16 protein-coding genes are annotated in these 20,688 nt (G+C 72.8%); 10 read left to right on the top strand and 6 right to left on the bottom strand.

All coding sequences use genetic code 11. From position 1 onward, the window contains the following. Positions 1-90: 90 nt before the first annotated feature. Positions 91-1,683 (top strand): ATP-dependent DNA ligase, encoded by a 1,593-nt coding sequence (locus ACN269_RS13555; RefSeq protein ID WP_421472786.1) that lies wholly within the window; start codon positions 91-93, stop codon positions 1,681-1,683. Between the two features lie 27 nt (positions 1,684-1,710). Here ACN269_RS13555 and ACN269_RS13550 read toward each other — a convergent pair whose 3' ends face one another. Continuing rightward, on the bottom strand, positions 1,711-2,532 hold the full coding sequence (locus ACN269_RS13550) for an SURF1 family protein (RefSeq protein WP_421472785.1): 822 nt from the start codon (positions 2,530-2,532) through the stop codon (positions 1,711-1,713). A 173-nt stretch (positions 2,533-2,705) separates the two neighbouring features. On the opposite strand from ACN269_RS13550, the gene ACN269_RS13545 reads away from it, so the two are divergent. After that, a complete protein-coding gene (locus tag ACN269_RS13545) occupies positions 2,706-4,103 on the top strand; it encodes a cobyrinate a,c-diamide synthase (protein WP_421472784.1) in 1,398 nt (465 codons plus the stop codon). Beyond that, positions 4,100-4,669, top strand: coding sequence for a GNAT family N-acetyltransferase (locus tag ACN269_RS13540; protein WP_421472783.1), 570 nt, complete (start codon positions 4,100-4,102; stop codon positions 4,667-4,669). Before ACN269_RS13545 ends, ACN269_RS13540 begins: the two co-directional genes overlap by 4 nt. Positions 4,670-4,697: 28 nt before the next feature. Here ACN269_RS13540 and ACN269_RS13535 read toward each other — a convergent pair whose 3' ends face one another. Then, on the bottom strand, positions 4,698-6,830 hold the full coding sequence (locus ACN269_RS13535; RefSeq protein WP_421472782.1) for a transglycosylase domain-containing protein: 2,133 nt from the start codon (positions 6,828-6,830) through the stop codon (positions 4,698-4,700). Positions 6,831-6,952: 122 nt separating this feature from the next. On the opposite strand from ACN269_RS13535, the gene cobC reads away from it, so the two are divergent. From cobC to cobA, 3 genes are read left to right on the top strand one after another with little or no spacing between them, the layout of a single operon-like run. Next, positions 6,953-8,035 carry an Rv2231c family pyridoxal phosphate-dependent protein CobC gene (gene cobC, locus ACN269_RS13530; RefSeq protein WP_421472781.1) on the top strand — a complete coding sequence of 361 codons (1,083 nt, stop codon included), beginning with the start codon at positions 6,953-6,955 and terminating at the stop codon, positions 8,033-8,035. Next, on the top strand, positions 8,035-9,108 hold the full coding sequence (gene cobT / locus ACN269_RS13525; RefSeq protein ID WP_421472780.1) for a nicotinate-nucleotide--dimethylbenzimidazole phosphoribosyltransferase: 1,074 nt from the start codon (positions 8,035-8,037) through the stop codon (positions 9,106-9,108). Before cobC ends, cobT begins: the two co-directional genes overlap by 1 nt. A gap of 31 nt (positions 9,109-9,139) precedes the next feature. After that, positions 9,140-10,396 carry a uroporphyrinogen-III C-methyltransferase gene (gene cobA, locus ACN269_RS13520; RefSeq protein ID WP_421472779.1) on the top strand — a complete coding sequence of 419 codons (1,257 nt, stop codon included), beginning with the start codon at positions 9,140-9,142 and terminating at the stop codon, positions 10,394-10,396. Between the two features lie 269 nt (positions 10,397-10,665). On the opposite strand, the gene otsB is transcribed toward cobA, so the two are convergent. Both otsB and ACN269_RS13510 read right to left on the bottom strand, forming a co-directional pair. After that, positions 10,666-13,227, bottom strand: a complete 2,562-nt coding sequence (otsB, locus tag ACN269_RS13515; protein WP_421476319.1) for a trehalose-phosphatase — start codon at positions 13,225-13,227, stop codon at positions 10,666-10,668. A 41-nt stretch (positions 13,228-13,268) separates the two neighbouring features. Further along, positions 13,269-14,669, bottom strand: coding sequence for an alpha,alpha-trehalose-phosphate synthase (UDP-forming) (locus ACN269_RS13510; RefSeq protein WP_421472778.1), 1,401 nt, complete (start codon positions 14,667-14,669; stop codon positions 13,269-13,271). 329 nt (positions 14,670-14,998) lie between these two features. On the opposite strand from ACN269_RS13510, the gene ettA reads away from it, so the two are divergent. The 4 genes from ettA to ACN269_RS13490 all read left to right on the top strand — a co-directional run bounded on the left by ettA (position 14,999) and on the right by ACN269_RS13490 (position 18,550). Continuing rightward, on the top strand, positions 14,999-16,675 hold the full coding sequence (gene ettA, locus ACN269_RS13505) for an energy-dependent translational throttle protein EttA (RefSeq protein WP_421472777.1): 1,677 nt from the start codon (positions 14,999-15,001) through the stop codon (positions 16,673-16,675). Then, the gene (locus ACN269_RS13500; RefSeq protein WP_421472776.1) at positions 16,668-17,114 is read left to right on the top strand and encodes an acyl-CoA thioesterase; all 447 of its coding nucleotides are present in this window, start codon (positions 16,668-16,670) and stop codon (positions 17,112-17,114) included. The genes ettA and ACN269_RS13500 overlap by 8 nt, the downstream gene beginning before the upstream one ends. Beyond that, positions 17,111-17,833 (top strand): hypothetical protein, encoded by a 723-nt coding sequence (locus tag ACN269_RS13495; protein ID WP_421472775.1) that lies wholly within the window; start codon positions 17,111-17,113, stop codon positions 17,831-17,833. Before ACN269_RS13500 ends, ACN269_RS13495 begins: the two co-directional genes overlap by 4 nt. A gap of 132 nt (positions 17,834-17,965) precedes the next feature. After that, complete coding sequence (locus tag ACN269_RS13490) at positions 17,966-18,550, top strand: YbjN domain-containing protein (RefSeq protein WP_355052276.1); 585 nt, start codon at positions 17,966-17,968, stop codon at positions 18,548-18,550. Positions 18,551-18,586: 36 nt separating this feature from the next. Here the strand turns inward: ACN269_RS13490 and ACN269_RS13485 are convergent, their stop codons facing one another. Both ACN269_RS13485 and ACN269_RS13480 read right to left on the bottom strand, forming a co-directional pair. Next, positions 18,587-19,018, bottom strand: coding sequence for a globin (locus tag ACN269_RS13485; protein WP_421472774.1), 432 nt, complete (start codon positions 19,016-19,018; stop codon positions 18,587-18,589). 66 nt (positions 19,019-19,084) lie between these two features. Continuing rightward, positions 19,085-20,464: an MFS transporter gene (locus tag ACN269_RS13480; RefSeq protein WP_421472773.1), complete on the bottom strand. Its 1,380-nt coding sequence runs from the start codon at positions 20,462-20,464 to the stop codon at positions 19,085-19,087. Between the last annotated feature and the right edge of the window lie 224 nt (positions 20,465-20,688).

Here is a 20,688-nt window from a genome sequence, read left to right as displayed (position 1 = left end):
CTGGACAGCAGGGCCCCGCGGGGTCGCGGCCCCGCGCCGACACCGCCCGGGCACGGCAATGTCCGGGCGGTGTCGGAGGTGACTGGCAGGATGAGTCTCGTGCGGTTCATCGACCTGGCGGCCACCTCCGCCGCCGTGGGCGCCACCAGCGGCCGGCGGGCCAAGGTGGAGCTGCTCGCCGACGCGCTGCGCCGGCTCGACCCGGCCGAGGTGGAGCCCGGCGCCGGCTATCTCGCCGGTGAGCTGCGGCAACGCCAGACCGGCGTGGGTTACGCGAGCCTGCGTGACCTGCCCACGCCGGCCGCCGAGCCGACGCTGACCGTGGCTGCCGTCGACGCGGCCATCGCTGAGATCGCCGCTGTGCAGGGCTCGGGGTCGCAGGCCCGCCGTCGCGCGTTGCTCGGCGCCCTCTACGGGGCGGCCACCGCCGACGAGCAACGGCTGCTGACCGGCCTGTTCGGCGGTGAACTGCGCCAGGGCGCGCAGGCCGGGCTGCTCGCCGACGCCGTGGCCCGGGCCGCCGAGGTGCCGGTCGCCACCGTACGCCGTGCCCTGCTGCTCGCCGGTGACCTGCGCGCCGTGGCGGTGGCCGCGCTGCGCGGAGGGGCCGCCGAGCTTGCCGGCTTCGGCCTGCGGGTCGGCCGACCGCTCGCGCCGATGCTCGCCCAGAGTGCCCCCTCGGTCGACGAGGCGCTGGCCGCGACCGGCACGCCCGCAGTGGTCGACGTGAAGCTCGACGGCATCCGCATCCAGGTGCACCGCTCCGGCGCCGACATCGCCGTGTTCACCCGCAGCCTCGACGAGATCACCAGCCGGGTGCCCGAGGTCGTCGCGGCGGTGCGCGCCCTGCCCGGTCGGGAGCTGGTGCTCGACGGGGAGGCGATCGGGCTGGACGAGACGGGCCGCCCGCTGCCGTTCCAACAGACCTCCAGCCGGGCCGCCCGACGCACCACACCGAGCACCACCGGCCGTACCCCGGTCGCCCCGGCGGTGCTCGCGGCCGCCGCCAGCACCGGCACGACGGTGCTCACCCCGTACTTCTTCGACCTGCTGCACCTCGACGGTGAGGATCTGATCGACCTGCCCGGCCACGAGCGGTGGGCCGCGCTCGCCGGCGCGGTGGACGCGTCGTTGCTGGTCGGACGGATGGCGGTCGACGGTCCGGAGCAGGCCGGCGCGGCGTTCGCCGCCGCCCTCGACGCGGGCCAGGAGGGCGTGGTGGTCAAGGCGCCGGACGCCCCCTACGACGCCGGCCGTCGTGGGGCGGCCTGGGTCAAGGTCAAACCCCGACACACCCTCGACCTGGTGGTGCTCGCCGTGGAGTGGGGCAGCGGGCGGCGCAAGGGTTGGCTCTCCAACCTGCACCTCGGCGCCCGTGACCCGCGCACGGGCGACTTCGTGATGCTCGGCAAGACGTTCAAGGGGCTCACCGACGAGCTGCTGCGCTGGCAGACCGAGCGGTTCCTCGGCCTGGCCGTCGAGCGCGGCGACTGGGTGGTCCGGGTGCGCCCCGAGCAGGTCGTGGAGATCGCGTTCGACGGGGTGCAAACGAGCACCCGCTATCCCGGTGGGATGGCGCTGCGGTTCGCGCGCGTGGTGCGCTACCGGGACGACAAGTCCGCCGCCGAGGCCGACACCATCGACGCTGTCCGTGCCATCCACGCCGGCCGGGCAACCGGCTGACGCCGGCCCAGCCTGGCAGGGCGGGGGTCAGGCGGAGGCGCTGGGCGTCGGCTCAGCCGCCCGGTCCAGCGGGGCTGACGCGCCACCGAGGCCGGCGGCCCGGCGTGCCTCACGGCGGGCCACCCAGCCGTAGCCGAAGATCGCCATCGCGGCGAAGAGCCACCACTGCACGACGTAGCCGAAGTTCTGCCAGTTGTTGGTGTGCCCGACCGGTACGGCCTTGAACGCCGGGTCGGCGGCCGGGGTCTGCTCGTCCAGCAGGAGATAGCCGCCGTAGACCGGGTAGGGCAGCTCGCGGGCCAGCCGCGGCACGGCGATCCGGCGCGTCTCCAGCCGCCCGTCGCGGCGGTCCACCGTACCGGCGCCACTCTCGGTCTCGTGCACCCGGCCGCTGACCGTGACGTCGCCGCCGGGCGGGGTGGGTACCGACGGTTGGGCGGTCGCGCCGCCCGGCGCGGGCGGGATCCAGCCCCGGTCCACCAGCAGCGCGGTGCCGTCGGCGAGCACGAGTGGGGTGAGCACCTCGAAGCCGACCCGGCTGTCGACCGTCCGGCCCCGGACCAGGACGGTGTTCGACGTGTCGTACCGGCCGGTCGCGGTGACGCGGGTCCAGACCCGGTCCTTCGCGGGGGCCGGGCCGGCGGTGCCGGGGCCGCCGGCCGGCGGGCGGAACGCGTCGGACAGCGGCGCCGGGGCCATCCGCTCGCCCGCGTCGATCCGCTCGTTGATCTCGGTCCGACCTCGGTAGCGGTCCAGCTGCCAGTTGCCGAGCCACACCATGACGGCGGCGGCGACCAGCGTCAACGCGAGGGCGCCCAACCAGCGTGGGCTCAGCAGGAACCGGTACACGGCACCGAGGCTACCCGTATGACCGGGGCCACTCACCGCGACCGGGCCGGGACGGTCCGCCGACCCCCGGTTGGCGGTGCTCGCCCGTCGGCGCGGGCGAGTATCGTCACGCCGACGGATCGACCTCCTCGGTTGTCCGTCGCGTACCCGCCGCCGCCCGCGAGGAGTCGATGATGACCGTCGTGCCGCGCCTGGTGCTCAGCGCGCCGTCCTCCGGGCACGGAAAGAACGCGCTGGCGATCGGGCTGCTCGCCGCCCTGGCCGAGCGGGGTGTCGACGTCGCCGGGTTCAAGCTCGGCCCGGACCACGTCGACGCCGCGTACCTCGGTCTCGCCGCCGGCCGACCGGGCCGGGTCATCGACCCCCGGCTGGTCGGCGTCGACCGGCTCGCCCCGCTGGTCGCGCACGGCGCCGCCGGTGCCGGTCTCGCGGTCGTGCAGGGCAGCATGGGCCTCTACGACTCGGTGGGCGGCCGCCCCGAACAGGAGTCCACGGCCGCCGCCGCGGCGGCGCTGCGCAGCCCGGTGGTGCTCGTGGTCGACGTGGCCGCGATGGGTCAGTCGGTGGCCGCGCTGGTGCACGGCTTCCGCTCGTACGACGAGCAGCTGTGGCTGGGCGGGGTGATCCTCAACCGGGTGGCGTCGTCGCGGCACGAGGGCATGCTGCGCGAGGCGTTGGACGACGTGGGTGTGCCCGTCTACGGCGCGCTGCGCCGCCAGGACCTGCCGGCCGTGCTGCCGTCCCGCCGGCACGGGGTCGCGCCGGTCGTCGACGCCTCGGCCGACGCGGTCCGTGCGGTGCGTCGACTGGGTGAGGCCGTCGCCGCCACCGTCGACCTGGAACGCCTGCTCGGGTTGGCCCGTTCCGCTCCGCCCCTGCCGGCGGTGGCCTGGTCGCCGGGGGACGCGCTCGGTGAGCTGGTCGTGCCGGCACAGCGTCCGCTGGTCGCGGTGGCGGGCGGCCCGGGTGGCAGCTTCAGCCACCCGGAGACCGCAGAGCTGCTGTCGGCGGCCGGCGCCGAGGTGGTCACCGTCGATCCGCTGCGCGACGAGGCGTTGCCCGTCGGCACCCGCGCGCTTGTCGTCGGCGGCGCGCTGCCCGAGGCGTACGCCGAGCAACTGTCGGCCAACCGTCGGCTCTGCATCGCGGTGGCCGAGTTGGCGCGTACCGGCCGGCCGGTGGTCGCCGAGGGCGCCGGCCTGCTCTGGCTCGCCCGCGAGCTGGACGGGCTGCCCATGTGCGGTGTGCTGGACGCGGTGGGTGTGAGCCGCGACGGTCTCGTGGTGGGCTACCGGGAGGCGACCGCCGGGACCGACAGCGTGGTCGCCGCGAGTGGCACGAAGGTCGTCGGGCACAAGGAGCACCGGGCGGTGCTCACCCCGCGCGCCGGTCAGCGGCCGGCGTGGAGCTGGGACGGCGGCACGCCGGAGGGCTTCGTCTGGCGCAACGTGCACGCCTCGCAGCTCACCCTGCACTGGGCCGGTCATCCGGCGACCGCCGCGCGGGTGGTGGCCGCGGCGGTGGGCGAGCCAGCAGCCGAGGCGGTGTCACCGCCGGTGGTGCCGGCGTGATCGGTCAGGTGGCGGTCCGCCGGTTTCCGGCGTTGACCGTCTCCACCCCGCGTACGGAGGTGCGTCAACTCACCGCGGCCGACGCGGCGGCGGCCGGCGAGATCTTCGCCGACAAGCTGACCCGGCGTTGGCTGCCGCTGCCCGACGACTCCGGCCCGATCGACGGGCACGCCTGGTGCACCGACCTGGCCCGGCAGCGACGCGACAGCGGCGAGGGCGACCACTACGCGGTGATCCGCCGGGAGGACGACCAGGTGGTCGGTTCCCTCTGGACCCGGCGTACCGACTGGGGCGCCCGCCTCACCGAGGTCTCCTACGCGATGGCCCCCCACGCCCGGGGCTTCGGTTTGGCCGCCGAGGCGGTGGACGCGGTGGCCATCGCGCTGATCCTGGAGCACGGTTTCCAGCGGGTGGAGCTGCGGGTCGCGCCCGGCAACCTGGCGTCCCGCCGGGTCGCCGAGAAGGCCGGCTTCACCTACGAGGGCCTGTTGCGCAACGCCGGCTTCGTCGGCGGTGGCCGGGTCGACCTCGAACTCTGGTCGTTCGTGGCGGCGGACCTGCGCTGACCCGCCGCCACCAGGCGAAGCTGCGCGGTCACCCCACGATGGCGTCCGAGGGTGGCGTGAACTGGCGGGTCGGTGTGCCCTTGAGGCCGTCCCGCAGGGTCTGTGCCACCGCCGCGATCGGGATCTGGGACTGCCCGTCGCCGACCGCGTTGAACGGGTTGTCCGGGTCGGAGATGAAGCTCGCCGCAGCCAGTTCCGGTGTGTACCCGACGAACCAGGCGGACCGGGTGCTGTCGGTGGTACCCGTCTTGCCGGCGACCGGGCGGCCGACCGTACCCCGGACGCTGTCGGCCGTCGACCAGCCGCCGCAGCCTCCGCGCGCCGGGGTGTCCCCGGTCGGGCAGCGGGCGGCGTCGGTGGCCGCGCGGGCGGCGTCGGCGCTGACCACCTGGCGGCAGCGGGGCTTGGCCACCTCGCGCTGGATGCCGCCCGGGGTGGCGTACGTGGCCGGTGTGCCGTCCCGGTTCATGATCGCCTGCACGGGTATCGCCTCGCAGTAGCGGCCGTCGGCCGCGATGGCCGCGTACGCGTTGGCCATCTCCAGTGGGGTGGCGTCGGAGACGCCCAGGGTGAACGCGCCCCACTTGTTGGCCTTGCCGGGTGACGCCTGCTCCCGGTCGACGTCGGTGCGCCAGCGCAGGCCGAGCTGTTCGGCGAGCCGGACCGCCTTCTCCGCGCCCACCTTCTCCTCCAGCCACACGAAGTACGTGTTGACGGACTTGCCGAAGCCGGACCACATGGTCTGCTGGCCGGTCATCGCGCCGCTGGCGTTCGACGGCGCCCAGCCGTCGTAGACGGACGACTTGTAGCGGTACGGGGCGTTGAACGAGGTGGAGAGCGTCATGCCGGAGTCCAGCGCGGCCAGCATCGGGAACATCTTGAACGTCGATCCGGCCTGGTAGCCGGGCAGGTCACCGCCGCCGAGCAGCGGCGCCACCGTGTTCGGGTAGTTGGCCTTCACCTTCGGCCCGGCCTCGGGATTGGAGCTGGGTGGATTGTCGGCCAGGTCCAGGGAGTAGTTCCGGTTCACCGCCATCGCCTTGACCCGTCCGGTGCCCGGCTCGGAGACCACGATGCCGTTGGCGAACGGGCTGCCGGTGCCCTCCTTCGCGCCGACGTTCTTCTCGGCCGCCTCCTGGACCTTGGGGTCGAGGCTGAGCACGATCCGGTAGCCGCCCCGGCGTAGCTTGTCCATCCGTTCGAGGCGGTTGCTGCCGAACGCGGGTTGGGCGCTCCACCAGTTCTTGACGTAGTCGCAGGCGAAGCCCCAGCTCTGGTACTTGTCGATGATCGAGGCGCAGTCGCTCGGTGGCGTGGTGAGCTTGAGCCGGATCGGCTCGGACTTCGCGGCGGCGGCCGAGTCGGGGGACATGTAGCCGAGTTGGCTCATCCGGTCCAGGACGTAGTTGCGCCGCCCGGTGGCCTCCTTCTGGTCGGAGTCGGCCGGGTCGTACTCGGAGGGGGACTTGACGAGCCCGGCGAGGGTGGCCGCCTCGACCGGGGTGAGGTCCTTCGGGGTCTTGGAGAAGAAGATCTCGCTGGCCGCGTAGATGCCGTACGCCCGGTGACCGAAGTACGCCGAGTTCAGGTAGCGCTCCATGATGTCTTCCTTGCTCAGCTCCTTCTCCAGGTCCAGCGCCATGCGCATCTCCTTGACCTTGCGCAGGCTGGTCTGCTGGGTGGCCTCCTGGACCTCCTTCGGGGTGGTGGCGCTGTCCCGCAGGGCCATCCGGACGTACTGCATGGTCAGCGTCGACGCGCCCTGGGACACCCCGCTGGAGTGGGCGTTGGCCACGAAGGCGCGGGCTACGCCCTTCGGGTCGACGCCGTGGTGCTGGTAGAAGCGGGAGTCCTCGGCGGCGACGATCGCCTGCTGGATGTTCGGCGACATGTCCGACAGCTTCGTGTACTGCCGGTACTCCTCGTAGAACATCGTCAGCACGGTCTTGCCGTCCGGGGCGTACAGGTAGGAGGTCTCGGCGGGCAGGGCTCTGGTCAGCAGCCGGGTCTTCTGCTCCGTGGCGTGGGCGGTGGCCTTCGCGCCGAGCCCGGTGAGGGCGACCAGCGGGTAGGCGGCGGCGGCGATCACGATGCCGGCGATGAGCCCGGCGCGCAGGAGAGGAACGAGACGACCAGCGGCAGCAAGGGGTCGGTTGCTCACGTGGCCAAGTTATGACATTTCCGATTCATACATGAGAAGAACTCATAAACCCGCGAGGTGGTGACATGGCTTACGTCGACATCGACTGTCCCGCCGGCCGCCTTCCCGGCAGGATCGCGGACATGCGTGATCAGCCGTGCGGGGTGTCGCCGTTCGTCGACGGCGAGCCCGACCTGGCGCACCACGGCGACGCCGAGGCCAGCGCCGGTTTGGTCGACCTCGCCGTCAACGTCCGCCGGGCGCCGCTGCCGGCCTGGTTGGCCGATCCGATCGCCGCCACCCTCACCGACCTGGCCCGCTACCCGGACCCGGCCCCGGCCCGGGCCGCCGTCGCCGCCCGGCACCGACGTCACCCGGACGAGGTACTGCTCACCGCCGGGGCCGCCGAGGGTTTCGTGCTCATTGCCCAGGCGCTGCGCGGGGTGCGCCGGCCCGTGGTGGTGCACCCGCAGTTCACCGAGCCGGAGGCGGCGCTGCGGGCCGCCGGGCACCCGGTCGAGCGGGTCCTGCTGGACCCGGCCGACGGCTTCCGCCTCGACGAGTCCGTGGTGCCCGCCGACGCGGACCTGGTCATGATCGGCAACCCGACGAACCCGACCTCGGTGTTGCACCCCGCGCGGACCATTGCCGCGCTCGCCCGTCCCGGCCGGGTGCTGGTCGTCGACGAGGCGTTCGCCGACACCACGGGCGGCGCGGACACCGGCGAACCGGAGTCGCTCGCCGAGCGGCGCGACCTGCCCGGGCTGCTCGTCCTGCGCAGCCTCACCAAGACCTGGGGTCTGGCCGGCCTGCGGATCGGCTACCTGCTCGGCGATCCGGCCCTGCTGTCCCGCCTGGCCGCCGTCCAGCCGCTCTGGGCCGTCTCCACGCCCGCGCTGGCCGCCGCCGAGGCCTGTGCCACGCCCGTCGCGGTCCAGGCCGAACGCGCGATCGCCGCCGAACTCGCCGCCGACCGCGACCACCTGGTCGCCCGCCTGTCCGACCTGCCCGGCGTACGCGTCGCCGGCCGTCCCGCCAGCGCGTTCGTCCTGCTGCGCCTGCCCGACGCGACCCGGGTACGAGCCGCCCTGCGCGAGCAGGGCTGGGCGGTCCGCCGCGGCGACACCTTCCCCGGGCTCGGCCCGGACTGGCTGCGGGTCGCGGTACGCGACCGAGACACCACCGACGCGTTCATCACGGTGCTGCGCGAGATCATGGAGGCATGATGTTGGAGACCACGACGTCGGCGATCCGGCCACCGGACGAGGCGGCGATGGCCGCCGCCCGTGAGCTGCACGGCCGGCTGACCAAGCCGGCGGGCTCGCTGGGCCTGCTGGAGGACCTGTCGGTACGCCTCGCCGGGCTGGCCGGGACCTGCCCGCCCCCGGTGCCCGAGCCCGCCGCTGTGGCGATCTTCGCGGGCGACCACGGGGTGCACGCCCAGGGTGTCACGCCCTGGCCGCAGGAGGTCACCGCGCAGATGATCGGCAACTTCCTGGCCGGTGGCGCCGTCGTCAACGCGTTCGCCCGGCAGGCCGGCGCGTCGGTCACCGTCGTCGACGTCGGGGTGGCCCACCCGCTGCCCGCGCCCACCGCACCGACCGACCCGGCCGCGCCCCGGCTGGTCTCCGCGTCCGTACGCCGGGGCACCCGGGACCTCGCGGTGACCGCCGCGCTCACCCGGGACGAGGCGCTCGCGGCGGTCGCGGCCGGCATCCGGGTCGCCGACGAGCTGATCGACGCCGGTGCCGGCATCCTGCTCACCGGGGACATGGGCATCGGCAACACCACCCCGGCCGCCGCGCTGATCGCCGCCTTCACCGGTGCCGACCCGCTCGACTCCACCGGTCGGGGCACCGGTGTGGACGATGCGACGTACGCCCACAAGGTGGCCGTGGTGCGGGCCGCGCTGGCCCGGCACACACCCGACCCGGCCGACCCGCTGGGTGTCCTCGCCGCCGTTGGCGGACTGGAGCACGCCGCCCTGGCCGGGCTGATCCTGGGCGCCGCCGCCCGTCGTACGCCGGTCCTGCTGGACGGGGTGATCGCGGTGTCCGCCGCGCTCGCCGCCGCCGCCTTCGCGCCGGACGCGGTCGCCGCCATGGTCGCCGGACACCGCTCGGCCGAACCCGGCGCGACGGTGGCGTTGCGACACCTCGGCCTCGACCCGCTCATCGACCTGGGGCTGCGCCTCGGCGAGGGCACCGGTGCACTGCTGGCGCTGCCGGTGGTCACCGGCGCGGTCCGCGTGCTGCACGAGGTGGCCACGTTCGACTCGGCCGGCGTGGCCGAGAAGTGACCGCGTCCAACGAGCGGTCGGGTGGTGCTCGATGAGCGCGAACCCGTACCCCCTTGGTCTGCGGCTCGACGGGCGGCGGGTGGTCGTGGTGGGTGGCGGCGCGGTCGCCACCCGGCGCGTGCCGGCGCTGCTGGACGCCGGCGCGGACGTGCTACTGGTGGCACCGGAGCTGACCCCGGCGTTGCAGGCCCGGGTCGACGCGGGTCGGCTGCGCTGGGCGCCGCGCCGCTTCGTGCCCGAGGACCTGGACGGGGCGTGGCTGGTCCAGGTGGCGATCGACGACCCGATCGCGGCGGCCGCGGTCAGCGCCGTCGCGGCCGAGCGGCGGATCTTCTGCGTACGCGCCGATGACCGGGCGGCCGCCACCGCCTGGACTCCGGCGGTGACCCGGCAGGGGCCGGTCACCGTGGCGGTGCTCGGCGGAGGTGACCCTCGGCGGGCGATGAGCGTCCGCGACGCCATCCGCGACCTGCTGGCCGTGCGCTCGGGGTTTGACGAGAGTGCCCCGCCGCAGAGCCCCGCCGACGCCGCAACCGGGACGACAGGTGCGGCAGGTGCGACCGGCGGACGGGTGGCTCTCGTCGGTTCCGGCCCGGGGGACCCGGAGCTGATCACCGTGAAGGGTTGGCGGCTGCTCACCGAGGCGGACGTGGTGGTCGCCGACCGGCTGGTGCCCGGCCTGCTCCTGGACGAGCTGCGCCCCGACGTCGAGCTGGTGGACGCCTCGAAGATCCCCTACGGCCCCTCGCGGGCGCAGGAGGAGATCAACCAGATCCTGGTCGACCGCGCGCTGGCCGGCGCGTTCGTGGTACGCCTCAAGGGCGGCGACCCGTACGTCTTCGGCCGGGGCGGCGAGGAGTTGCTGGCCTGCGCGGCGGCCGGCGTACCGGTGACCGTCGTACCCGGGGTGACCAGCTCGATCGCCGCACCCGCGGCGGCCGGCATACCGGTCACCCACCGCGGGGTGGCACACGAGTTCACCGTGGTCTCCGGGCACGTGGCGCCCGACTCACCGGCGTCGCTGGTGCGCTGGGACGCCCTGGCCGGCCTGCGCGGCACCCTGGTGATCCTGATGGGGCTGAAGAACCTCGCCGCCATCACGGCCACCCTGATCGCGCACGGTCGACCGCCGCAGACGCCGGCCGCCGTCGTCCAGGAGGGCACCACAGGCGCCCAACGGGTGCTGCGCTCCACGCTCGACGCGGTCGCCGCCGACGTGCACACGGCGGACGTCCGCCCACCCGCCGTCGTCGTGGTCGGCGACGTGGTGGGCGCGCTCGACGGCTGACCGGCTCGGCTCCGGCGGCTCCAGCGGCGGGGACCGGCTGGTTCCTGCGCGTCCTTTGCTCTGCTTCAACCCGCGCAACACCGAGCAGGTGTTTGTGTTGCGTGGAGTGAAGCAGAGCAAAGGACGCGCGGAGTGAAGCAGCGCGGAGTGAAGCAGCGCGGAGGGCGCGCGCGAGGGTGGTGACGGCGGCGCTCGGGTTACCGGCACCTGCCGTATCGACGACGGGCCGGAGCAGCGCTGCTCCGGCCCGTCGTCGAACTCACGATCGTTTACTGCTTGAGCATGTTGTCCAGCAGCAGGGCGCAGCGGATCAGCCCGAGGTGGCTGTACGCCTGCGGGTGGTTGCCCAGGCCGCGCTCGGCGAGCGGGTCGTACTGCTCGGGGAGCAGACCGGTCGGGCCGGCGGTCAGCACCATCTGCGCGAACAGCTCCTCCGCGTCGGTGCGGCGACCGGTGCGCAGGTACGCCTCGATCAGCCACGCCGTGCAGATGTGGAAGCCGCCCTCGCGGCCGGGCAGGCCGTCGTCCCAGTGGTACCGGTAGACGACCGGGCCGCTGCGCAGGTCGGCCTCGATCTTCAGAACGGTGGACAGGAAGCGCGGGTCGTCGCCCGGGAGCAGGCCGGAGAGGCCGATCCAGAGCGACGAGGCGTCCATGTCCTCGTCCCCGTAGGCGACGCTGTACGCCTCGACGTCACCGTGCCAGCCGTGCTCCAGCACGTTCGCGCCGATCCGGTCGCGCAGGTCCGTCCACTCGGGCCGGTCCTCGCCACCGTGCTGACGCATCACGTGCAGCGCCCGGTCGACGGTCATCCAGCACATCACCTTGGAGAAGACGTGGTGCCGGGGTGGCAGCCGCGCCTCCCAGATGCCGTGGTCGGGCTCGTGCCAGCGGCGGCGGACCGCCTCGACCATGTTCTCCAGGACCCGCCACTCGTCGTCGCGGACCGAGCCCCGGGCGTCGGCGACGGCCGCGATCAGGTCGGCGATCGGGCCGAACACGTCGAGCTGGAGCTGGTGGTTGGCGAGGTTGCCGACCCGGACCGGCCGGGAGCCGGCGTACCCGGGCAGCGTGTCGATGACCGCCTCGGCGCCCAGCTCGTACCCGTCGATGGTGTAGAGCGGGTGCAGCCGCTCCGGGTGACCGCCGGTGCGCTCGATGCAGCCGTCCACCCAGCGGAGGAACGCCTCGGCCTCCTCGACGGAGCCGAGGTCGACGAGCGCGCGGGCGGTCAGCGCGGCGTCGCGCAGCCAGCAGTAGCGGTAGTCCCAGTTGCGGACGCCGCCCAACTCCTCCGGCAGGGAGGTGGTGGCGGCGGCGAGGATCGAGCCGGTGGCCTCGTGGCAGAGCGCGCGCAGGGTGAGGGCGCTGCGCGCGACCAGGTCACGGGAGGTGGACGGCAGCCGCAGCGAGGCCACCCAGTCCTTCCACGGCTGCTCGGCAGCGGCCTGCCGCTCGTGGATCGGCACCCGGTGGTGCTCCAGGCTGTGCGTGCCGAAGCGCAGCTCCAGCACGACCTGCCCGCCCGCGGCGGAGAGGTCGACGACCGCCTTGGCGGTCTCGTACCCGCCGTCGTTGTTGACCTGCCACTCCACCCCGGGGGAGTAGAGGGCGACCGGTTCGTTCGAGCCGAGCACCAGCAGGCCGTCGCCGACGGGCTGCAACTGCACGGCGACCTGGCCGAATTCGGGGCGCGGTGCGAACTCCACCCGGACCCGGCCGTTGCCGCTGAGGACCCGGACCAGGGTCGAGTCGCCGGTGACCACGGCCGGGCCGTCCGGGGTGGTCTCGCGGGCCGGCTTGTCCAGCCAGTCGGTGACGGTCAGCCCGGACCACCGGGTCTCGACGGTCATCGTGCCGGAGCGGTAGCGCTGGCCCAGCGGGATGCCGCCCCGCTCCGGGGCGATGCTGAAGTGACCGGCCGGGCTGCCGCCGACCAGGTCGGCGAAGATCGCCGCCGAGTCCGGCTTGGGGTGGCAGAGCCAGCTCACCTTCGCCTCGGGGGTGAGCAGCGCGACGGTACGGCCGTTGGCCAGCATGGAGTGCCGCTCGATGGGCACCGCCCGCTCGCCGAACAGCCAGTGCCGGCGGGTCTCCAGCAGCAGCCCGAGCGCGCGGGCGGCCTCGATGGGTTCGGCCACCCGGAAGCCGGCCTTGGTCTCGCCCGGGCCGATCTTGATGCCGAGGTCCGGTCCGTGCAGGTTGCCGAAGGCGTTCTCGTCGGTGACGTCGTCGCCGATGAAGAGCACCGCGCTCGCCGAGAGCTGGGTCCGTAGCTGGTCGACGGCCGTGCCCTTGTGGGTGGCCACCACGGACAGCTCGATGACCTCCTTGCCCTGCGTCACGGTGACGCCGTCGAAGGCGGCCGGCCCGTTGCGGACGGCCTCGATGGCGGCGGCGGCGACCTGCGGGTCGACGCCCCGGGTGTGCACCGCGACGCTGGCCGGCTTGCGTTCCAGCCGGATACCCGGGTGTTCGGCGGCGATCTCGCGCAGCGCGTTGCGCACCTGGGTGCGGACCGCGACCAGCTCGGGGGAGAGGCGCTCGACGAAGCCGATGTCGAATTCGGAGCCGTGGCTGCCGACGAGGTGTACCTCGCTGGGCAGTCGGGAGAGCGCGGCCAGGTCGCGCAGCGCGCGGCCGGAGACCACGGCCACACTCGTCTGCGGCAGGGCGGCGAGCGCGCGGATCGCGGCCACCGACTCGGGCAGCGGTACGGCGGTGCTGGGATCCTCCACGATCGGCGCGAGTGTGCCGTCGTAGTCGCAGGCGATCAGGAGCTGCGGAACCCGGGCGATCCGGCCGATGGCGGCGCGCAGTTCGGGGTCCATCACCCCGGTTGCGACCGCCGTTCCGTCGTTGACGGCCGTGTTCACGCGGCCTCCGCCTCGGAAACTCCCAGTTCGGAGAGGAAAGACTTGGCCCAGTGCCCCACGTCGTGGGTACGCAGGTGACGTTGCATTGTCCGCATCCGGCGGCGTGCCTCGGTTTTCTCCACGTGCACGGCCCGGAGCAGGGCGTCCTTCACCGCGTCCGGGTCGTGCGGGTTACATAGGAATGCCTGGCGCAGCTCCGTTGCGGCGCCAGCGAACTCGCTGAGCACGAGCGCACCGCCCTGGTCGGCACGGGATGCGACGTACTCCTTGGCCACGAGGTTCATGCCGTCTCGCAGCGGGGTCACCATCATCACGTCCGCAGCAACGTACATCGCGGCCAGTTCACTGCGACTGTACGACTGATGGAGGTAATGCACGGCAGGCACGCCGACTCGGCCGAATTCGCCATTAATCCGACCAACCTCGCGCTCCACCTTGACCCGTAGTGCCTGGTAGTGCTCGACGCGCTCGCGGCTCGGTGTGGCCACCTGCACCATAACGGCGTCCGGAACTGTCAACTTTCCGTCAGCCAGCAACTCGCGGAACGCCTTGAGGCGCAACTCGATGCCCTTGGTGTAGTCGAGCCGGTCCACGCCGAGGATTATCGTCTTCGGGTCGCCCAGTTCGGCGCGGATCTGCTTCGCCCGCGCCTGGATCGCCGGGTCGGCCGCCATCCGCTCCATCTCCTGCGTGTCGATGGAGATGGGGAAGGCGCCCGCCTTCACCTGCCGACCGTCGACCTGGATCATCTGACCCTCGTAGCGGAGCCCGAGCAGGTGCCGGGCCAGCCGGACGAAGTTCTGCGCGGCCAGTCGCTGCTGGAAGCCCACCAGGTCCGCGCCGAGCAGCCCGCGCAGCAGCTCGGTACGGAACGGCATCTGCATGAACAGCTCGATCGGCGGGAACGGGATGTGCAGGAAGAAGCCGATCCGCAGGTCCGGGCGCAGCTCGCGGAGCATGGCCGGCACCAGTTGGAGCTGGTAGTCCTGCACCCAGACCGTCGCGCCCTCGGCCGCCACGTCGGCTGCGGCCTCCGCGAACCGGGCGTTGACCAGCCGGTACGCCTCGCGCCAGCGACGCTTGTACGCCGGTGTCTCGACCGCGTCGTGGTAGAGAGGCCAGATCGTCGCGTTGGACTGGCCCTCGTAGTAGCGCTCCAACTCCTCGGCGCTCAACGGGACCGGGTGCAGCCGGATGCCCTCCAGGTCGAACGGCTCGGGCGCGGGGCCGGTGCCGCCGGCCCAGCCGACCCAGGTGCCCTGGTGCTCGGCGAGTACGGGATGCAGCGCGGTGACGAGCCCGCCGGGGCTGCGTCGCCACTGCCGTCCCTCGGGTGTGCTCACCTCGTCGACCGGCAGACGGTTCGCCACTACGACAAAGGAGCTACGGACGGTCACGATCGGCCACCTCCGGGTACTGACGGGTCCACCGCGATGAGCGTACTGAGCGTAGCTGCGGTGTCTGGGCCCCCGTGCCGGAGTCTCCTACCCGCCTCGCGTGCGGTGAATCCTGAAGGTGATCTTGTCGACAGCCCGGCGGTCGGAGGCAACGCGGCTCGTCGGCGTACTCCTGCGGCGGGGTGATGTGGGCGAAGCGCGCCGTACCTGTCAGGATTGACGATGGCGTGCGCGCGGCCGGCTCCCGGCCGGCGGCGGCGGGCGGAGGTGCCAGCTCGCGCCGCGCCGCCCACTCAGGCGACAGTAAACCGACGGAGGTAGCCCGCACCGTGGCCCAGTTCATCTACGTCCTGGAAAAGGCGCGCAAGGCGCACGGCGACAAGGTCGTGCTGGACAACGTGACGCTGAACTTCCTGCCGGGCGCCAAGATCGGTGTGGTCGGCCCGAACGGCGCCGGTAAGTCCAGCCTCCTCAAGATCATGGCAGGCATGGACAAGCCGAGCAACGGCGAGGCCCGGCTCATGCCCGGCTACACCGTCGGCATGCTCGCGCAGGAGCCCCCGCTCAACGACGCCAAGACGGTGCTCGGCAACGTCGAGGAGGCGGTCGCCGAGACCAAGGCCAAGCTGGAGCGGTTCAACAAGATCGCCGAGCAGATGGCGACCGACTACTCCGACGAGCTGATGGAGGAGATGGGCCGGCTCCAGGAGGAGCTGGACCACCTCGACGCGTGGGACATCGACTCCAAGCTCGAACTGGCCATGGACGCCCTGCGCTGCCCGCCGCCGGACGCCGACGTGACCCAGCTCTCCGGTGGTGAGCGCCGCCGGGTCGCGCTCTGCAAGCTGCTGCTGGAGGCCCCCGACCTGCTGCTGCTCGACGAGCCCACCAACCACCTGGACGCGGAGAGCGTCTCCTGGCTGGAGCAGCACCTGGCCAAGTACGCCGGCACGGTCATGGCGATCACGCACGACCGGTACTTCCTCGACAACGTGGCCAACTGGATCCTGGAGCTGGACCGCGGCCGGACGTACCCGTACGAGGGCAACTACTCCACCTACCTGGAGAAGAAGGCCGCCCGGCTGGCCGTCGAGGGCCGCCGCGACGCCAAGATGAAGAAGCGCCTCACCGAGGAGTTGGAGTGGGTCCGCTCCAACGCCAAGGCCCGGCAGACCAAGTCCAAGGCCCGCCTCGATCGGTACGACGAGATGGCCGCCGAGGCGGAGAAGACCCGCAAGCTGGACTTCGAGGAGATCCAGATCCCGCCGGGCCCGCGCCTGGGCGGCACGGTCATCGAGGCGAACAACCTCAGCAAGGGCTTCGGCGACCGGCTGCTCATCGACAACCTGTCGTTCTCGCTGCCGCGCAACGGCATCGTCGGCATCATCGGCCCGAACGGCGTCGGCAAGACCACCCTGTTCAAGACCATCGTCGGGCTGGAGGAGCCGACCGGCGGCGAGGTGCGGGTCGGTCCGACCGTCTCGCTGTCGTACGTCGACCAGAACCGCGAGGGCCTCAACGGCGACAAGACCGTCTGGGAGGTCGTCTCGGACGGGCTGGACTACCTGATGGTGGGCAAGGTCGAGATGCCGTCGCGGGCGTACATCGCGGCCTTCGGCTTCAAGGGTCCGGACCAGCAGAAGCCGACGAAGGTGCTCTCCGGCGGTGAGCGCAACCGGCTCAACCTGGCGCTGACCCTGAAGATCGGCGGCAACGTCATCCTGCTCGACGAGCCGACGAACGACCTGGACGTGGAGACGCTCTCCAGCCTGGAGAACGCCCTGCTGGAGTTCCCCGGCTGCGCCGTGGTCATCTCCCACGACCGGATGTTCCTGGACCGGGTCGCCACGCACATCCTGGCCTGGGAGGGCGACGACCAGGACCCGGCCAAGTGGTTCTGGTTCGAGGGCAACTTCGAGGCGTACGAGAAGAACAAGATCGACCGCCTCGGCGCGGAGGCCGCCCGACCGCACCGGGTGACCTACCGCAAGCTGACCCGTGACTGACCGCTTCGTCTACCACTGCACGCTGCGCTGGTCCGACCTGGACGCGTACGGCCACGTCAACAACTCGCGCTTCCTCACCCTGTACGAGGAGGCGCGGGTGGCGTTGATGTTCGCCGGCGGCCGGGCCTGGGGAGTGGGCTCGTTCGCCGACGGGGTGGTGATCCGCCGGCACGAGGTCGACTACCTGCGCCCGGTCGACTACGCGCTGGGCCGGGCCACCGCGGAGGCCGCGCCCACGGTCCGCATCGAGCTGTGGGTGGAGGAGATCAAGGCGTCCCGGTTCACCGTCGCCTACGAGCTCTACGACGGTGACGTGCTGGCCAGCCGAGCCCGCTCGGTGCTGGTGCCGTTCGACCTGACCCGTCAGGTGCCCCGGCGGATCACCGTCGAGGAGCGGGACTTCCTGCTGACGTACGCCCCGCAGGGCGGTGGATCGTGACGCGGCCGGGAGCGGACCGGGTGGCGGTGTCGCCGCCCGGCCACGGCCTGGCCGGGGTGGCCGACGCGGGCGCCTTCCTGGCCCGGCTGGTCCGGCTGGACCCGGCGGCGCCGGTGCGGCTGCGTCCGGCCGGCGCTCCGGGCCGGGTCGTCCTGTGGGCGCGGTTGCCGTGGCAGGTGCTGGTCGCCTCCACGGTGGCCGGCGACGCCCCCGGGGACGTCACCGTAAGCGCGGCCGACCTGCTGGCCGAGCTGGGGCGCGGCGGTACGGCGTTGCCGGAGCGCCGGGACGCGCAGTGGCGCTGGCCCCTGCCGCCGTCGCGCAGCGAGCCGGTCGAGGTGCTGCCCGGCGTCGAGGTGCGCCGGATCGCGGCCGCGGCGGCGGGCACCCTGCGCACGGCGAGCCAGGAGGGGGTGGCGGGCCGCGCGGTGGGTCAGCGGGCCCTGCGCGACGCGTTGCTCGACCACGTGGCCGTGGTGGTCACCCCGGACGATCCGCCGGGTCCGCCGGTCGAGGTGCCGCAGCGGCTGGTGCAGGGGCTGGTCCGGATGGGCTTCCTGGGCGCGGTCGACGACCCGAGCGCCCCTCCGGCACGGGCCGGGGTGCGGGTACGGGTCGCCGGCCGCTGGGTGGGCCTGGTGGGACCGTACGGAGCGGCCTGGTTGCAGAAGGCCACCGATCTTGCCGTGACCCCCCTCACTTCTCGTCCGAACGGATGACCCCCATTCATTCTTCTGGGCCGGTGGGGTCGTTGGGGGGGTGCTTCAACCCGGCTGTCCGGGTACCGTCCATCCTCGGATCCAACGCACCGTAGGCGACTGGATCCGCTGGGGAGTGAGGTGCGACGAGCGATGCCGTGGTGGTCATGGCGCCCCGGTCCCGCCGACGGCGGTGATCCGGAAACCCGAAGCGGGATCACAGTGGAGAGCGCGGTCCGGGTCGGGCCGCCGAGTCCTCGCCAGCCGGGGGACGACTGCCCGGGCAGCGACCGACCGGTACTGGCCGAGATGGCGGCCACCATCGAGCCGGTGAGCCTGCGCCGGGTCTGTGACGCACTCGACCTGCTCGACGTGCGTTACCTGGCCGACGGTGACGGCAACCTGCTGGCCATGTGGGAGCGCCACGCCGTGCTGGTGACCCTCGAGGGTCCGGAGGACGAGATCCTGGTGATGCGGGCCCGTCCGCACGCCACGGTTCCGCCGGACTGGGCCGACCGGGCCTACCGGGTGGTCAACGAGTGGAACCACACCCGCCGCTTCTGCAAGGCGTACATCGGCGATCCGACCGAGCGCGGGCAGCTGCCGATCTACGCCGAGCTACAGGTGCCCCTCGGCGCCGGTACGCACGACGCGCTGCTGGTCGAGATGCTCGACTGCGGCGCGGCAGTGGCGACCAGCTTCGTGGACTGGCTGCACGACGAGGGCGCGCTGCTCTGAGACGGGCCGCGGCAGGCACACCCGGCACGCGCGCCGTCAGGCGCGCTCCGCCGGGTCCTCCATGACGTTGACCATGAAGTACGCGGCCCGCTCCAGGTAGTCCCAGAGGGCGACGGCGAGCTGCGGTTCCAGGTCGAGACGATCCACCGCCTGGCGCATGTGCCGCAGCCAGGCGTCCCGCTCGGCCGCGCCGATCCGGAACGGCGCGTGCCGCATCCGCAGCCGCGGGTGCCCACGCTGCGCCGAGTACGTGTTCGGCCCACCCCAGTACTGCATCAGGAACAGGGTCAGCCGGTCGGCCGCCGGACCCAGGTCCTCCTCCGGATACATGGGTCGCAGCAGCGGATCGCTGGCGACACCGACGTAGAACTCGTCCACCAGCCTGCGGAAGGTGGGTTCGCCGCCGACCGCTTCGAAGAGCGTCATCGACGCGTCGGGACGGTCGGATTCACCTGCGGGGTTCACCATTCCATCCTGCCAGGTGCGTCGGCCGTGGACCCGACCCGGAGACCGTGCGTCGGCTCACGCCGTGGATCACGTGACCGCGTGCCGGCGGTGGCCGCCGCCCGTACGGGGATCGGCGAGCGGCGTCGTCCCGTCGACGGCGACGTCGCCCGCCGCGCCGGCCTGCGCGACGTTGACGGCCGTGGCAGCCGCCACTGCCTCCTCGACCGTCCGCCGGTTCGGCCAGCGCAGAGCGGCGACAGTCATCAGCAGCACCCCGGCGGCGCTCCAGAGGCCGACCACCACCGGGATGGGGAACCGTTCGGCGAGCAACCCGGTGACCAGCACGGCGACGCCCTGGATGACCTGCACACCGGTGGCCATCACGCCGAACGCGCGAGCCCGGAACCCGTTCGGCAGGGCCCGGACGAACAGCCCGTTGGCCATCGGGATCATGCCGGCGACCGCGAAGCCGCTCAGGGCGGCCAGCAGCGCCACCACCAGCGGTGGCGGATCGAACAGGGCGGGCACCAGCGCCAGCGGGGCGAGCACCGCGAGCGGGCGCATCAGGACCAACCGGCGGGCCGGGCCGCACAACCGGCTCACCAGCAGTCCGCCGAGGATGAAGCCCACCGGACTGGCGACCATGATGACGGCCTGGGCGGTACCGGCGGCCATGCCGGTCCGGGCGTCCTCGTTGGCCCAGGCGGCGGCCAGCCCTTCAGGGACGATCGAGAAGAGCATCGCGCTGAACACCAGCACCGCGATGGCCCGCAACACCGGCGTACGGAAGACGATCCCGAAGCCCTCGGCGGTCTCGCGCAGCAGGTGGCTGCGGTGGGCGGTGGTCATCGCGGCGGCGTGGTCGCGGACGCCGACGCGCAGCAGCAGCGCCGACAAGCCGAAGGTCGCGGCGTTGAACAGCAGTGCGGCCGTCGGGTCGATCGAGGCGACGGCGGCGCCGAACAGGTAGCCGACGACCTGTGCGGCCTGCCCGACGCTGCCGTTCAACGACAGTCCGAGCACCAGCCGGTCACCGGTGAGGATCTGCGGCAGCAGCGCCGACTTCGCCGCCTGGCTGGGGGGGTTGGCCAGCGTGGTGGTGAAGAGGAGCACCAGCACCACCGGGACGGGCAGACCGGGGAGGGCGATGAGGACCATCAGCGCCATCCGGATGAGGTCACACGCCACCATCACCCGCCGGTACGGGTGCCGCTCGGCCAGCGCGGAGAGCAGCGGACCGCCGAGCAGCCACGGCAGGTAGCTCACCGCGAACGCGGCGGCGGAGAGCGCGACGGACCTGGTCTGCTGGTAGACGAGGAGGGTGACGGCGGCCCTGGCGACGTAGTCACCGATCCAGGACAGCGACCCCGCCAGGAAGACGGCCCGGTACTCACGTTGGGCGAACACTTCGCGAAAAGTGGCCGGACCTTCCGCGGAAGGTCTCTCGTCGGGCACCGTCGCCTCCATCGGCCCCCGGACACGGCTGCTTGTGGCCGCCGGGCCGGGAACACTCGTCAGATCTGTCGGATCAGCGAGGATGTGACCGCGCTCCAGCGGGAACGCGTGCTTCGGGATTCTGCCCGATCATCCGACAACTAGCTAGGGCGAACGGATCGTTCGTCGCATCCCCGACTGAACGAACGGACGATACTCCAGGGGCCGGGTGGACCGCGAGCCCTGGATTGCCGGCC

This window comes from Micromonospora sp. WMMD736, from assembly GCF_049179015.1.
Lineage (GTDB): Bacteria > Actinomycetota > Actinomycetes > Mycobacteriales > Micromonosporaceae > Micromonospora.
Note: the sequence above shows the minus strand (reverse complement) of the source record. Positions and strands in the feature narration are given on the sequence as shown.

Coding starts and splice junctions, on each gene's coding strand:
- ACN269_RS13555 (WP_421472786.1), top strand. CDS start 91: ATGAGTCTCGTGCGGTTCATCGACCTGGCGGCCACCTCCGCCGCCGTG.
- ACN269_RS13545 (WP_421472784.1), top strand. CDS start 2,706: ATGACCGTCGTGCCGCGCCTGGTGCTCAGCGCGCCGTCCTCCGGGCAC.
- cobC (WP_421472781.1), top strand. CDS start 6,953: ATGCGTGATCAGCCGTGCGGGGTGTCGCCGTTCGTCGACGGCGAGCCC.
- cobT (WP_421472780.1), top strand. CDS start 8,035: ATGTTGGAGACCACGACGTCGGCGATCCGGCCACCGGACGAGGCGGCG.
- cobA (WP_421472779.1), top strand. CDS start 9,140: ATGAGCGCGAACCCGTACCCCCTTGGTCTGCGGCTCGACGGGCGGCGG.
- otsB (WP_421476319.1), bottom strand. CDS start 13,227: ATGGACCCCGAACTGCGCGCCGCCATCGGCCGGATCGCCCGGGTTCCG.
- ACN269_RS13490 (WP_355052276.1), top strand. CDS start 17,966: ATGCCGTGGTGGTCATGGCGCCCCGGTCCCGCCGACGGCGGTGATCCG.
- ACN269_RS13485 (WP_421472774.1), bottom strand. CDS start 19,018: ATGGTGAACCCCGCAGGTGAATCCGACCGTCCCGACGCGTCGATGACG.
- ACN269_RS13480 (WP_421472773.1), bottom strand. CDS start 20,464: ATGGAGGCGACGGTGCCCGACGAGAGACCTTCCGCGGAAGGTCCGGCC.